The sequence below is a fragment of the Pedobacter nototheniae genome, assembly GCF_032678625.1.
GTDB lineage: Bacteria > Bacteroidota > Bacteroidia > Sphingobacteriales > Sphingobacteriaceae > Pedobacter > Pedobacter nototheniae_A.
The window spans coordinates 1,015,157-1,029,560 of the sequence record NZ_JAVTSO010000001.1; the positions used below are offsets into that span (position 1 = coordinate 1,015,157).

Annotated in this window: 11 protein-coding genes; 9 read left to right on the forward strand and 2 right to left on the reverse strand. The window is 39.1% G+C overall.

Features of this window, described 5'->3' with window-relative positions:
* The first annotated feature begins 26 nt into the window (after window positions 1-26).
* Together R2Q77_RS04610 and R2Q77_RS04615 are read left to right on the forward strand one after the other, a co-directional pair.
* Window positions 27-596: a Crp/Fnr family transcriptional regulator gene (locus R2Q77_RS04610; RefSeq protein ID WP_316802531.1), complete on the forward strand. Its 570-nt coding sequence runs from the start codon at window positions 27-29 to the stop codon at window positions 594-596.
* A gap of 82 nt (window positions 597-678) precedes the next feature.
* The gene (locus R2Q77_RS04615; protein ID WP_316802532.1) at window positions 679-1,113 is read left to right on the forward strand and encodes a carboxymuconolactone decarboxylase family protein; all 435 of its coding nucleotides are present in this window, start codon (window positions 679-681) and stop codon (window positions 1,111-1,113) included.
* Between the two features lie 39 nt (window positions 1,114-1,152).
* Here R2Q77_RS04615 and R2Q77_RS04620 read toward each other — a convergent pair whose 3' ends face one another.
* Both R2Q77_RS04620 and R2Q77_RS04625 read right to left on the reverse strand, forming a co-directional pair.
* A complete protein-coding gene (locus R2Q77_RS04620) occupies window positions 1,153-1,944 on the reverse strand; it encodes a rhamnogalacturonan acetylesterase (RefSeq protein ID WP_316802533.1) in 792 nt (263 codons plus the stop codon).
* 17 nt (window positions 1,945-1,961) lie between these two features.
* A complete protein-coding gene (locus R2Q77_RS04625; protein WP_316802534.1) occupies window positions 1,962-3,635 on the reverse strand; it encodes a glycoside hydrolase 43 family protein in 1,674 nt (557 codons plus the stop codon).
* Window positions 3,636-3,880: 245 nt separating this feature from the next.
* On the opposite strand from R2Q77_RS04625, the gene R2Q77_RS04630 reads away from it, so the two are divergent.
* The 7 genes from R2Q77_RS04630 to uxaC all read left to right on the forward strand — a co-directional run bounded on the left by R2Q77_RS04630 (window position 3,881) and on the right by uxaC (window position 14,353).
* The gene (locus tag R2Q77_RS04630) at window positions 3,881-4,837 is read left to right on the forward strand and encodes a pectinesterase family protein (RefSeq protein WP_316802535.1); all 957 of its coding nucleotides are present in this window, start codon (window positions 3,881-3,883) and stop codon (window positions 4,835-4,837) included.
* 161 nt (window positions 4,838-4,998) lie between these two features.
* A complete protein-coding gene (locus tag R2Q77_RS04635) occupies window positions 4,999-6,669 on the forward strand; it encodes a glycoside hydrolase family 28 protein (RefSeq protein ID WP_316802536.1) in 1,671 nt (556 codons plus the stop codon).
* A gap of 4 nt (window positions 6,670-6,673) precedes the next feature.
* Window positions 6,674-8,596 carry a glycoside hydrolase family 88 protein gene (locus tag R2Q77_RS04640; protein WP_316802537.1) on the forward strand — a complete coding sequence of 641 codons (1,923 nt, stop codon included), beginning with the start codon at window positions 6,674-6,676 and terminating at the stop codon, window positions 8,594-8,596.
* Window positions 8,597-8,608: 12 nt separating this feature from the next.
* Entirely contained in the window at window positions 8,609-9,637 is a 1,029-nt protein-coding gene (pelA, locus tag R2Q77_RS04645; protein WP_316802538.1) for a pectate lyase, read from the forward strand.
* Between the two features lie 55 nt (window positions 9,638-9,692).
* A complete protein-coding gene (locus tag R2Q77_RS04650; protein WP_316802539.1) occupies window positions 9,693-11,204 on the forward strand; it encodes a tagaturonate reductase in 1,512 nt (503 codons plus the stop codon).
* The gene (locus R2Q77_RS04655; RefSeq protein WP_316802540.1) at window positions 11,205-12,851 is read left to right on the forward strand and encodes an altronate dehydratase family protein; all 1,647 of its coding nucleotides are present in this window, start codon (window positions 11,205-11,207) and stop codon (window positions 12,849-12,851) included.
* A gap of 101 nt (window positions 12,852-12,952) precedes the next feature.
* Window positions 12,953-14,353, forward strand: a complete 1,401-nt coding sequence (uxaC, locus tag R2Q77_RS04660; RefSeq protein ID WP_316802541.1) for a glucuronate isomerase — start codon at window positions 12,953-12,955, stop codon at window positions 14,351-14,353.
* The last annotated feature ends 51 nt before the right edge of the window (window positions 14,354-14,404 follow it).

Sequence of the window (14,404 nt, forward strand, 5' to 3'; positions counted from 1 at the left end):
AATTTAGTGTCATCAGCCAGGTAAAAATGTATAGCGAGCTATTTGACCACATTAAGAAATTTATAGATTTTACAGGGGAAGAAGAGGAATTGCTCTCTACCTTTGTAAAATCTATTTCTGTAAAAAAGAAGCAATTTCTGCTCGAAGAAGGACAGTTTTGTAAGGCAAATTATTTTGTGAAAAAAGGCTGCCTGCGGTTATATTTTATTGATATTAAAGGTGCAGAGCAAACCACACAATTTGCAATTGAAAACTGGTGGATTACTGATCTCAGCAGTTTTCTCTTTCAAAAACCTTCTGAGTTTTATATCCAGGCGGCAGAAACTACAGAAGTAATTGCAATTGAGCAACATCATTACGATGAGATGTTTCATAAACTTCCTAATCTGGAGAGATACTTCAGGTTAATTCTGCAAAAAAACCATCAAGCTTCGCAAATGCGGATAAGATACTTCTATAGCCAAACGGCAGAAGAAAGATACAGACAGTTTAATGCTTTATTTCCTGCGTTTGTACAGCGTGTGCCACAATATATGCTGGCTTCTTACTTAGGGTTTACCCCTGAGTTTTTAAGTAAAATAAGGGCTAAGAAATAACCCGAACGTTCATTTCTTAAACTACATTAAGTTTTTTAATCAACCAGATGCCGACCTTTACCTTGTAAATAAAACAAATACAATGGAAAGCAGAATAGACATCCAGAAAGTACAGCCTGCAGCATATCAGGCTATGTATGCGCTCGAAAAGTACTTAAGTACAAGTAGCCTTAATCCCATACTTAAAGAGCTTATTAAAATGCGCGCGTCCCAAATTAATGGCTGCGCATTTTGCATCAATATGCACACAACAGATGCGCGTAAATATGGCGAAACAGAGCAGCGGATTTATCTTTTAAGCGCCTGGAGAGAAACAACATTATTTACAGAAGAAGAGCAGGCGGTTTTGGCTTTAACCGAAGAAGTTACTTTAATCAGCAACCATGTTTCTGAGGCAACCTATCAGCAGGTGGCCCGTTTTTTTAACGAAGAAGAAATCGCTCAAATTATAATGGCAATTGTAACCATTAATGCCTGGAACAGAATGGCCATTACTTCAAAAACGATGGTTGGATAATTTTTTTAAATGAGTTCGCCGGTAATTGGACAGGCGAACTTATTTTTTCTGATTAATTTTTTTCATTGCTGAATATACCAGCCGTGCAACTTCTGTGGCACCTTCAGGTTGGAAATGCGTGTCGTCTTTTTGTCCCTTTGGATAAGCTTCATATTTGCCCGAATCTAAATGCATAAAATATTTCTCGCTAACCCAGGCTCTGCCTTTTTGAGTAAAAAAGTCGGCAGAAATTGTGGTCAAATCAATTAATGGCACATTTAATTCCTGTGCAACATCTTTTACCGCCCGCGGATAATTTCCATGAGCATTGCCCAGCTTATTATCTTTCCAGGGGTAATTTCTGGTTACGGGTGTAATCAGAATTGGAAAAGCACCTTTTTCTCGACTTTGATTAACATACATTCTTAAAAAGACTTTATATCCGGGAATATCAACATAACGTTCGGGTTTGTCTTTAGCCGCATCATTATGCCCAAACTGAATAAGTACCAAATCATTTTTAGTAAGTGTTTCTAAAATTTCTTTCCAGCGGCCTTCCTCAAAAAAGGTTCGGGTGCTTCTGCCGCCTTTTGCTTTATCGACCACTAAAGCGCTATCACTTTTTATTAAATTGTTTAACTTTTTTAAACTATCGCGATTCAAAAATTGCTGAAAAACTTGTCCCCAGCCCGTAATTGGATATTTTTTTTGCATATAATCTTTTTCCAGACTATAATCGGCCACGGTCGAATCGCCAATTAAATAAACCTTCACTGGTTTTGGTTTCAGCATAAACGACATAAACAGAATGCTGATGCTTAAGAGGATTAGGTATTGATCTTTCTTCTTCATTTTATAGCTGATAAATTTTATTTTAGGGCTTCAACTCTAAACCAATCGTATTCTGCAATTCCCGAATCATTTGTCTGGCTGTCCCGAACTGCAAATAAACCCATTTTAGCACCAATCCATTGTCCGGCTGTTGCCTGAAATCCTGTTCCGGCATTGGTAAAATTTGTTCCGTCTTCACTATAGCTGAATGCACATTTTGCCCCTAAACTTACCTTTAGCCGTAAAAAAACGATACCCGATTTAAGTTTGGTAATTTCAGTTTCATTCTCCGTTTTTCCTTTGTCGGCACCTATGCAGGAACTATAAACAAGGTATAAACCATCTTTTTTACGTTTAACAGCAATACTTGCGTAACTTCTACCCATTACCACCAATCCGGTTTTTTCATTTTCGAGCTTTGGATTGGGTTTAAAATTAAGCTTTGTACTGGCCATAAACTCATCTGCAGGAAACTTTTGCATCAATAGATTAGGTACATCCCATAAATTTTTAGCCTCATCAGGAATCTGGCTGGTATATAATTTTAATACACCTTTTGCTGCATCGGTAAAGGCCCAAACAGCCTTGGGGTTGGCCTGCCATTGCCATTGCAAACCTAACGCTTGCATATTAAATTCATCACTTTCTGCGGGGCTTTGAATGGGGTAAACTTTACCAACGTTGGGCTTTTTGTAAATGCTTACTGGTTCTCCTATTCCTGAATTATTTTTATCCAAACCAATTACCGGCCAATTATTTATCCATTTCATGGGTTGTAGGTGTACCACACGACCGTAAGCATCTTTATCCTGGAAATGAAGGAACCAGTCCTCGCCTGTTTGTGTATTTACCCATGCTCCCTGATGTGGTCCGTTTACGGCAGATTTCCCTTGATCCATGGCAACCTTCCGTTCGTAAGGGCCATAAATATTTTTACTTCTTAAAATTAATTGCCAGCCTGTAGAAACGCCTCCAGCCGGGGCAAAAATATAGTAATACCCGTTTCGTTTATATAGTTTTGGTCCTTCAATGGTTGGGTCTGCTTCATGCCCATCGTAAACAATTGTTCCTGACCCGGTTGTCTTAGTTCCTTCCGCATTTAAAGGCATCATCGCAATCACGCTCTTTATGCCTGCCCTGCTGCCTGCATACGCATAAGCCAGGTAAGTTTTTCCATCTTCATCCCAAAGCGGACAAGGATCGATTAATCCTTTGCCTGCGGCAACCAGTTCGGGGGTACCCCATTCGCCGGTAATGGTTTTGGCCTTTGTTAAATAAATCCCAAAATCGGGATCAGGATAATAGATATAAAACTCACCATTCCGATACCTTATAGATGGTGCCCAAACGCCATTTCCATGTTGTGTTTTTTCAAAATGTTCAAAAGGAGGTTGTCTTTTTAAAGCATGGCCAATAATTTTCCAATTGACTAAATCTTTGGAATGTAAAATCGGTAAACCCGGAACGGCATCAAAACTGGAGGCAATCATATAAAAATCATCTCCAACCCGAATTGCATCCGGATCAGAATAATCAGCATTAATTACCGGATTTTTATAGGTTCCATTGCCCTGATCTGCTACCCAAACGTTGGAAATATCATTCACTTTAACTGTTTGTTGTGAAAACCCTGGTTTGTAAAAAAACAGTGATGCAACAGTTAAACATATTTTAAGGCCATTTTGTAAAGGAAGGAAATTGGTTTTATCCATAATTTGAATAGAAATGGGTATTGAATACCTGGTTATAAACAAGGTTAAGTGATTTTTTAATTTAATCCAACCTCATAATATGCAATCGTTCCCGACATCGTTTGCAATCTTTATTGTTGGCTTTTATTCGTTCAGCAGGGTTTTATTCTTTAAAATTGTTCATCATATATTTTATTAGAATGCGGCTGCGTTGCATGGTTAGAAATCGCGCAGCCGGTTTTAATAATAGCCTAACCAAATTTTATATGAAAACATTTTTATTCTTTCTCCTTACGTCCGCTTGCCTATATGCGCATGCAACTGGTGTTAAACCCGATTTTATTGTAGCCGCAGATGGTAGCGGTAATTTTAAAACTGTTCAGGAGGCCATCCATGCGGTACCTGATTTTCGAAAAACTACCACGGTAATCCTGATCAAAAAAGGAATCTATAAAGAAAAACTGATTTTGGCCGCATCCAAGCAAAATGTAAAACTGGTTGGCGAAAACAGAGATGAAACCATTTTAACTTACGATGACTATGCCCAAAAGAAAAATACTTTTGGAGAAGAAAAAGGCACTTCGGGTTCATCCAGTTTTTATATTTATGGGGAAGGTTTTACCGCGGAGAACATCACCTTCGAAAATTCGTCAGGACCGGTTGGGCAAGCCGTTGCGGTGTGGGCCGGCGGCGATAAATTGATTTTTAATAACTGCCGCTTTTTGGGTTTTCAGGATACACTCTATACCTACGGAGGCAACAATCGCCAATATTATAAAGATTGCTACATTGAAGGTACCGTCGATTTTATATTTGGCGCTTCTACTGCCTGGTTCGAAAGCTGTACAATCTTTTGTAAAAAAGCAGGCTATATTACGGCTGCATCAACAGCAGATACTACAAAGTATGGTTATGTGTTTAATCAATGTAAAGTAATTGGAAATGCCCCTGAAAATAGCTTTTATCTTGGCCGCCCCTGGCGCCCTTACGCAAAAGTTGCCTATTTAAATTGTGTACTTCCTGAGTTTATCAAACCAGAAGGATGGAATAACTGGGGTAAAGAAACGAACGAAAAAACGGCCTTTTACGCTGAATATAAAAGTACAGGAAAAGGAGGTGAAATGAGCAGGAGAGTAAAATGGTCGCACCAGTTAACAAAGGAAGAATATAAGCTGTATACTTTAGAAAACGTTTTCCGTGGCTGGATTCCTGAGTTAAAATAACTACACTAACGAATTGATTTAAAAATAGATAGCGCCTATTTGTAGGTGCTTTTTTGCCCTTTTTCACGGCAACGATTGCATAGATTTCTCTTCTGATTTACCCTCAAACACCGTACACTTGTTTTAAGAAAAACCAAGTATAAATTTAACAGCGCAAAACAATGATTTTTTTTCCACGTAATTTATGCCGTATCCGAACTGCTTTGGCTTGTCTGATTTCATTTTCAGCGGTTCAGGTATCCGCACAACAACCCGCTCTTCCAATCATACAGCAAGTAGATTTTAAAAAAGATACCACCAATATTATTAGTTTTGGTGCTAAGGGCGATGGTGTTTTCTTAAACACAACCAACATCAACAAGGCCATTGCAAGCGTAAGCCAAAAAGGTGGTGGAGTGGTTTTAATCCCTTCGGGTTTGTGGCTCACCGGACCAATTGAACTAAAAAGCAATGTAAACCTGCACTTAAAACGTGATGCCATTTTACAGTTTACCGATGATTTTAACCAATATAAATTAGTAGAGGGCAATTGGGAAGGTGCACCTGCATGGCGCAATCAAAGTCCTATATCTGGCAATAACTTAGAAAATATAGCCATTACCGGAACCGGAATTATTGATGGAAACGGTGGCGCCTGGCGCATGGTTAAAAAAGATAAATTAACCGAATCGCAATGGAAAAAACTGCTTGCATCTGGCGGTGTGGTAAGCGAGGATAATAAAACTTGGTATCCTTCTCAGAAGGTGGTTAAAGGTTCTAAAATAAAAGGTGCGGGTACCATAGAATCGGGGAAAACAGCAGCAGATTACGATGACATTAAAGATTTTTTGCGCCCTAATTTACTGGTGCTAACCAATTGTAAAAAGATTCTTTTGGAGGGTGTTACTTTTCAAAACTCGCCGGCATGGAATTTACACCCATTACTTTGTCAGGATTTAACCTTGAGAAATCTTCAGGTTAAAAACCCATGGTATGCCCAAAATGGAGACGGAGTTGATGTGGAGTCTTGCAAAAATGTATTGATAGAAGGCAGCACATTTGATGTTGGAGATGATGGGATTTGCATTAAATCGGGCCGTGATGAAGCCGGTAGAAAACGGGGTGTTGCAACAGAAAATGTAATTATCAGAAATAATATTGTTTACCATGCACATGGTGGTTTTGTTATTGGCAGTGAAATGAGCGGTGGAGCTAAAAATATCTGGGTATACGATTGTTCTTTTATTGGTACCGATATTGGTTTGCGTTTTAAAACTACGCGTGGCCGTGGTGGTGTGGTAGAGAACATTTTTGTAGACCGGATTAACATGATCGATATTCCGGGAGAAGCCATTTTGTTTGATATGTATTACGCTGCGGTAGATCCTGTTCCACTGGCGGGCGAAAAACGCGAAGCCATTAAAACCGTTTTAGTTCCGGTTACGGAAGCTACGCCTCAATTTAAGAACTTCTACATTAAAGATATTGTTGCAAACGGAGCCGAAAAGGCAATATTTTTCAGGGGATTACCAGAAATGAACATTAAAGATATTCATTTAGAAAACGTAACCATCCAGTCTAAAAAAGGCATTGAAATTATTGAGGGCACCGGCATTTTCCTTAAAAATGTAAATATAATAACGGCAGATACCAATCCTATTGTGCATGTACAAAACAGCAGCAACATTAACATTGACGGTTTGCAGTTTAAAAATGAGAGCGAATTATTGTTTCAAGTTACAGGCGAGAAATCAAAAGACATTAAGGTTTCAGGAACGGATGTTTCTAAAGCTAAAAAGGTATCGGTTTTAAGTGATGATGTAGCTAAATCTGTTTTGTCTATTAAAAAATAAGATTATGAAAAGATACATCCTGATCGTTTTTGCAATTGGTTTAAGTATCGCGCAGAGCGGATTTGCCCAGAAAAAACTTTCTGAACAGCTAACATTAACGGCAATGGAAACCATGTTTAGAGACAGCATTTACACCAATAATCCTAAAGGGCCAAAATGGACTTACGATATGGGTGTTGTGCTTGAAGGTGCTGCTGTGGTGTGGAGGAATACCGGTAACGGAGATTATTTTAAATACATACAGTCGTCAATGGATGCCTATGTAGATAAAGCCGGAAACATTAAAAACTATAAACAGGAAGATTACAATATTGATAATGTTAAAAACGGACGGTCTTTGCTGCTTTTGTACAAAGTTACCGGCCAGCAAAAATATCTGACAGCTGCAACACAATTGTATAATCAATTGGAAAAGCAGCCAAGAACTAAGCAAGGTGGTTTCTGGCACAAGAAAGTTTACCCAAATCAAATGTGGTTGGATGGTTTATACATGGGCGAACCTTTTTATGCTGAATACGCGGCCTTAATGAAAAAGGATGTTGCATTTACAGATATTGCCAACCAGTTTATTTATATGGAGCAAAATGCGCTCGATAAAAAAGCAGGATTACTTTACCATGGCTGGGATGAATCGAAAGTAGAAAAATGGGCAAATAAAAATACCGGAACCTCGCCAAACTTTTGGGGAAGGGCAATGGGCTGGTACCTTATGGCACTGGTTGATGTGTTGGATAATTTTCCTGCAAATCATCCTAAACGGCCAGAGCTGCTTGCCATTTTAAAGCGAACCGCAAATGCCATCGTTAACTATCAGGATGCTAAAACAGGAGTTTGGTATGATGTAATGGATATGCCGGATAAAAAGGGGAATTATCTTGAATCCTCCGCATCCAGCATGTTTGTTTATAGTCTGGCAAAAGCCATTCGCCAGGGAAATTTACCACAGTCTTATTTTGCAGCGACTGAAAAAGGCTATAAAGGTTTACAGAAAGAATTTGTTTCTGCCGCCGGAAACGAGCGCATTAATTTAAACGGAACGGTTGCTGTTTCGGGTTTAGGCGGAAAGAACCCCTATCGCGATGGCAGTTTCGAATATTACATCAGCGAAAAGGTAATTACTAATGATCCGAAAGGTGTAGGTGCATTTATACTGGCCGCCGCCGAAATGGAAATTGCCGCTTTGCCCAAACCAGGAAAGGGATTAACCGTAACAGTAGACAATTATTTCAATAACGAATTTAAGGATGGGCCTGCGGGTACGAAAATCCCTTTTCATTACTTGTGGGATGAAGATGATAACAATGGTTTTTCCTTATTCGGCAATGTTTTTAACCATGCAGGCGTAAAAACGGGAACGCTTTCTGTAGCACCAACTGCAAAAAACTTAAAGAACAGCAACATCTATATTCTGGTTGATCCGGATACGGAAAAGGAAACGGCTGTGCCCAGTTATATGAATGCAGCAGATGCGAGGCAAATTGCAGAATGGGTAAAAGCCGGAGGTGTTTTGGTGATGTTGCTAAACGATGTCGGCAATTGCGAAATCACGAAGTTTAATATCCTGCCGGAAATGTTTGGTATTCAATTTAATGAAGATAGCCGCAATAAAGTTCAGGGCAATAATTTTGAACAAGGCGCAATAAAAATTCCTAACGGTAACCAGATTTTTAAAACAGCGAACAAAGTATACATCAAGGAAATTTCGACAATTAAAGTTAAAAATCCTGCAGTTTCTGCGTTGACAGATAATGGAGATGTAATTGTTGCGACTGCAAAATACGGTAAAGGAACCGTTTTCGCGGTTGGCGATCCATGGTTTTACAACGAATACATTGACGGACGTAAGCTGCCAAAAGATTTAGAAAATTTTAAGGCAACCAACGATCTGGTAAACTGGCTGATTAAACAAGTGCCAACTCAAAAATAAAAAGATATGAAAATGAAAATAGGATTATCGCTGGCCTTTTCCTGCCTGTTGGGATCTTGCTATGCGCAATTGCCAACTGATTCTATAGCCGATAAAATGCTTGTTTATCAGTTGGGTAACGGAGGTTGGCCCAAACAGCTGCAAGATAAAAGTGTGGTTAGATATGAAAATCCGCTTACTCCGGAATTAAGAACACTAATTAAATCGACTAAAGATTTACACGCCACTTTTGATAATAAAGCAACCAGCAGAGAGGTTGTTTATTTGGTTAAAGCGTATCAGAAAACCCAGAATAAAGCATATCTGAAAGCCGCAGAAAAAGGGATCGATTATATTCTTGAAGCACAGTATGCAAATGGTGGCTGGCCTCAGTATTATCCTGATAAGGCTTTGTATCGTTCGGAAATTACTTTTAACGATGATGCAATGATTAATGTACTGAACATTCTTCAGGATATAGCCACTAAAAGCAACGATTTTGAAAGTGTAAATCCCGCCTATATTCCACGAGCAGAAAAGGCCGTAACCAAAGGAGTAAGCTGCATTTTAAAAACGCAGGTTAAACAAAAAGGAAATTTAAGCATCTGGGCTGCACAATATGATAAAGATTCGATGCTGCCTGCCAAAGCAAGAAACTTTGAACCCGCATCTTTAAGTGCCGGCGAATCTGTTGGCATTGTTCGTTTTCTGATGCGGATTAAAAAACCTTCTCCAGAAATTAAAACAGCAATTGAAGCTGCCATGAAGTGGTTTGAAACAAATAAAATTGTTGGATACCGGTTTGACGATATTAAAGACAGTACCAAGCCAAACGGTGTTGACCGTTTGCTGATTGCCGATCCATCCTCAATTATTTGGGCAAGATTTTACAGCTTGGATGAAGATAAACCCATTTTTGGCGACCGGGATAACTCCATTAAAACGGATGTAATGGAATTAAGTTATGAGCGCAGAAAGGGATATGCCTGGTATGGCAGTTGGGCTAAGAAACTGATAGAGAAAGAGTACCCAAAATGGTTAAATACCAACGGATTTAAATAATAAAGAATAACCTCATCATTACAGCGCTTTTGCCATGATGAAAATGTAACAGCACATGATACTCAGCAGAGAAAATTTAATCCACATAAATTCAGCAAGTGTAATAAAACCCGGGGCCGAAATTTTTGAATTGCCTGAAAAGGTAATTCAGTTTGGTGCAGGCGTTTTGTTGCGTGGACTACCTGATTATTTTATTGATAAAGCCAATAGAAAGGGCATTTTTAACGGACGTATTCTGATTGTAAAATCAACCTCCAATGGAGGGGCAGATGAGTTTGCTAAACAAGATAATTTATACACCCTTTGTGTTAAAGGTATTGAAGGCGGGGTAAGTGTAAAAGAAAATACAATAAATGCCTCAATCAGCCGGGTATTGGCTGCTTCGCAGGATTGGGCCGAAATTTTGAAAGCAGCCCATTCTCCCGAAATGCAAGTGGTAATCTCCAATACAACAGAAATCGGTATTGTTAGCAGTGAAGATAAAATAACCGATTGCCCGCCTCAATCCTATCCGGGTAAATTGCTTGCGTTTTTACACGAACGTTTTGTTGCTTTTAATGGATCTGCTGCACATGGGATGGTTATTGTTCCGGCCGAATTGATTAGTGATAATGCCAATAAATTAAAGGAAATACTTTTAGAACTGGCCATTCAGAATAAACTCAACTGGGATTTTATGCAATGGTTAAAAACTGCAAATTATTTTTGTAATACTTTGGTCGATCGCATTGTTCCTGGTAAACTTCCGGCTGCAGAACAAGGAGAAATTGAAGCCGGTTTGGGTTACCAGGATAATTTAATGATTATGGCCGAGCCTTTCAGGCTTTGGGCAATAGAATCTTCCAGCAAAAAAGTGAAAGAAATTTTATCTTTCGCAGAGGCAGATAAAGGCATTTTTGTTGTTCCATCAATCAATAAATTTAAAGAACTTAAATTACGTTTGCTAAATGGAACCCATACTTTAAGTTGTGGGTTGGCAATTTTATCAGGTTTTAATACCGTTAAAGAAGCGATGGCTGATGCCGATTTTTCCGCATATGTTAAAGGCCTAATGCAATATGAAATTTCTGAAGCGTTAATAAATGAAGAAATAAGCCATACCGATACCGTAGATTTTGCTGCAAACGTAAGCGATCGTTTTAGAAATCCATTTTTAGAACACCAATGGCAGGCTATTGCATTAAATTTTACTTCGAAAATGCAGATGCGTAACATTCCGCTGATTAGAAAATTGTATACCCGCAATACGGAAGTACCAGCACATATGGCTTTGGGCTTTGCAGCCTATATTTTATTTAACAAATGTGCAAAAAACGGTGATCATTATGCTGTAAATGTAAATGGAAAAGTTTTTCAGATACAGGATGAATATGCAGAAATTTTATGTAATTACTGGAAAAATCCGGCTACGGTTGTCGAAAATATATTAGCGGATGAACGCTTGTGGTCGATTGATTTAACAAGATACCCCGGTTTTAAAGACGCCGTAAAAAAGAACGTAAATTTATTAAAAGAAGAAGGTACAAAAGCTGTAATGAACAGCTTGCGTGTAGAAAGGACAGTTTAAATGGTTACGAGAATTTTAAAAATCCATCCTAATGATAATGTTTTAGTGGCTTTGCAGAATTTGGCAAAGGGCGAAACCATTATCCACGAAGGGCAGGAATATATTTTGCAGGACGATATCCATGCAAAGCATAAATTTTTTATGCAGGATATGCATGCAGGCGATCCGATTATGATGTATGGGGTATTGGTTGGAAAAGCCCAGCATTTTATCCCTAAAGGAGGTTTAATGGATACCGAAAACACCAAACATGCATCAGATCCATTTGAGTTCAGACCTTACCATTACGAGTGGCATGCGCCTGATGTATCTAAATTTAAAGACCGTACTTTTAACGGTTACATCAGAACCGATGGTCGCGTTGGTACGGCAAATTACTGGTTGTTTATTCCAACAGTTTTTTGTGAAAACCGCAACCTGGATGTAATTCGCGAAGCTTTACACAATGAACTGGGTTATGCCGTAACCGATAAATATAAATCTTACACCCATCATTTAGTGGATGCCTGGAAAAATGGCGAAAGCTTAGCCGAGGCTGACCCGGGTTTAATTGCACAAGCCAATCCGGTAGCAAGCCGGGTTTTTAAAAATGTAGATGGGATTAAATTTTTGAATCACCAGGGTGGATGCGGAGGTACCCGTCAGGATGCAGCGGTTTTAAGTAAGCTTTTGGCTGCTTATGCCGATCATCCCAATGTAGCTGGTGTTACCGTTTTAAGTTTAGGCTGTCAGAATTTGCAGGTTCAGGATTTGATGGACGATTTGAAACAACGCAATCCAAATTTTGATAAACCTTTATTCATTTTCGAGCAACAACAATCACAAAGTGAGGAGCAACTGGTTAAAGAAGCCATCAGGAAAACTTTTATCGGGCTTACCGAAGTTAATAAAATAGAACGCCAGCCTGCACCATTAAGCAAACTGGTTTTAGGGGTGAAGTGTGGTGGCAGCGATGGTTTTAGCGGCATTAGTGCCAATCCTGCTGTGGGCTACACTTCCGACCTTTTGGTTGCTTTAGGTGGAACCGTACTTTTGGCTGAATTTCCTGAACTTTGTGGGGCAGAGCAACAGTTAATAGACCGTACTAAAGACGAAAATGCAGCTAAAAAATTTATCCGGCTGATGAAAGCCTATAGTTTTGCTGCCGAAAATGCAGGTTCGGGTTTTCACATGAATCCTTCACCGGGGAACATAAAAGATGGCTTAATTACTGACGCGATTAAAAGTACAGGCGCTGCAAAAAAAGGAGGAACTTCTCCTGTTGTAGATGTTTTGGATTATACAGAAGCGGCAATAAAACCGGGTTTAAATTTAGTTTGTACCCCTGGTAATGATGTGGAAGCTACCACAGGCAAAGCGGCATCGGGCGCAACTTTGATTTTATTTACCACAGGTTTGGGTACGCCAACCGGAAATCCGGTTTGTCCGACGATTAAAGTGGCAACCAATAATGCTTTAACCAAGCGTATGGGCGATATCATCGACATTAATACCGGACCTGTGATAGAAGGCGAGAAAACGATTGAACAAATGGGCGAAGACATACTGGAATATTGCATTAAAGCCGCCAGCGGCGTGGTAATTCCAAAAGCCGTTTTGTTAAATCAAGATGATTTTATACCTTGGAAGCGCGGAGTAAGCCTTTAGGTTTAATTCGCCCTAACCCGATTGTAAATTAACCAAATTGATACTTAGGCACACATAAATATTAAACTTTGTGTGTGCATTCTACATAACATCCACTTCAAATGAAATCTTTTTTAGACGAAAATTTTCTTTTGCAAAGTAAAACAGCGCAAACGCTTTACCACAACTTTGCAAAGTCATTACCCATTATCGATTATCATAATCACTTAATTCCTGAACAGATTGCCAATAATGTTCAATTTGCAAATATTAGTCAGGTTTGGCTTTATGGCGATCACTATAAATGGAGAGCCATGCGTGCAAATGGTGTAGATGAAAAATACATTACAGGAGCAGGTTCTGATTATGAAAAATTTGAAAAATGGGCAGAAACTGTTCCTTATACTTTACGTAATCCTTTATACCATTGGACACATTTGGAGTTACAGCGCTATTTTGGTGTAAACGATTTGCTTTCGGGTAAAACGGCACAAAAAATATACGATGACTGCTCTGCTAAACTCCAAACGCCTGAATATTCGGTGCGGGGTTTACTGGCAAAAATGAATGTTGAAGCGGTTTGTACTACCGATGATCCACTGGACAGTTTAAACTTCCACCAGCAATTGGCCAGGGAGGGTACAAATTTAAAAATGCTTCCCGCCTTTCGCCCTGATAAAGCCATGAACAGCGATGATGTTGAAGGCCTAAACGGATATATTGATAAACTGGAAAGTGTAGCAGATAAAAGCATCCATAATTTTCAGGATTATGTAGATGCACTTAAAAGTAGACATGATTATTTTGCCGCTAATGGTTGTTCAGTTTCTGATCATGGTTTAGAACAAATTTATGCTGAAGATTATACAGAAGCGGAAATTTCAAACATTTTTGATAAGATTCGCCGCAAACAAAATATTTCTGAGCAGGAAAACCTGAAATTCAAATCAGCCATGCTGGTTTACTTTGCAGAATGGGACCATGAAAAAGGTTGGGTACAGCAATATCACCTGGGTGCACTGCGCAATAATAATGCACGTATGCTCAGTAAATTAGGTCCTGATACGGGTTGGGATTCCATTGGCGATTTTAGCCAGGCAAGAATGTTATCTAAGTTTTTAAACCGATTAGATACACAGGATAAATTGGCCAAAACCATCATTTACAATCTAAATCCAGCCGATAACGAACTAATCGCAACCATGATTGGTAATTTCAATGATGGATCTGTGGCGGGTAAAGTGCAGTTTGGTTCGGCATGGTGGTTTCTGGATCAGAAAGACGGAATGATTAAGCAGTTAAATGCACTATCCAATATGGGGCTTTTAAGTCGTTTGGTAGGGATGCTTACCGACTCGCGCAGTTTCCTTTCTTTTCCGCGCCACGAATATTTCAGACGGATTGTTTGCAACCTTTTTGGAGAGGATGTAGAGCTTGGAGAATTGCCTAACGACATAGAGTGGATTGGCAAAATTGTGCAGGATATTTCGTATTTTAACGCAAAAAATTACTTCAAATTTTAATAAAAAAGTGCTTTTTGAAGGAAAATGGTTCGAAAGAAATCATTTCAATCG

Coding starts and splice junctions, on each gene's coding strand:
- R2Q77_RS04640 (WP_316802537.1), top strand. CDS start 6,674: ATGAAAAGATACATCCTGATCGTTTTTGCAATTGGTTTAAGTATCGCG.
- uxaC (WP_316802541.1), top strand. CDS start 12,953: ATGAAATCTTTTTTAGACGAAAATTTTCTTTTGCAAAGTAAAACAGCG.
- R2Q77_RS04630 (WP_316802535.1), top strand. CDS start 3,881: ATGAAAACATTTTTATTCTTTCTCCTTACGTCCGCTTGCCTATATGCG.
- R2Q77_RS04635 (WP_316802536.1), top strand. CDS start 4,999: ATGATTTTTTTTCCACGTAATTTATGCCGTATCCGAACTGCTTTGGCT.
- R2Q77_RS04620 (WP_316802533.1), bottom strand. CDS start 1,944: ATGAAGAAGAAAGATCAATACCTAATCCTCTTAAGCATCAGCATTCTG.
- R2Q77_RS04655 (WP_316802540.1), top strand. CDS start 11,205: ATGGTTACGAGAATTTTAAAAATCCATCCTAATGATAATGTTTTAGTG.
- R2Q77_RS04610 (WP_316802531.1), top strand. CDS start 27: ATGTATAGCGAGCTATTTGACCACATTAAGAAATTTATAGATTTTACA.
- R2Q77_RS04615 (WP_316802532.1), top strand. CDS start 679: ATGGAAAGCAGAATAGACATCCAGAAAGTACAGCCTGCAGCATATCAG.
- R2Q77_RS04650 (WP_316802539.1), top strand. CDS start 9,693: ATGATACTCAGCAGAGAAAATTTAATCCACATAAATTCAGCAAGTGTA.
- pelA (WP_316802538.1), top strand. CDS start 8,609: ATGAAAATAGGATTATCGCTGGCCTTTTCCTGCCTGTTGGGATCTTGC.
- R2Q77_RS04625 (WP_316802534.1), bottom strand. CDS start 3,635: ATGGATAAAACCAATTTCCTTCCTTTACAAAATGGCCTTAAAATATGT.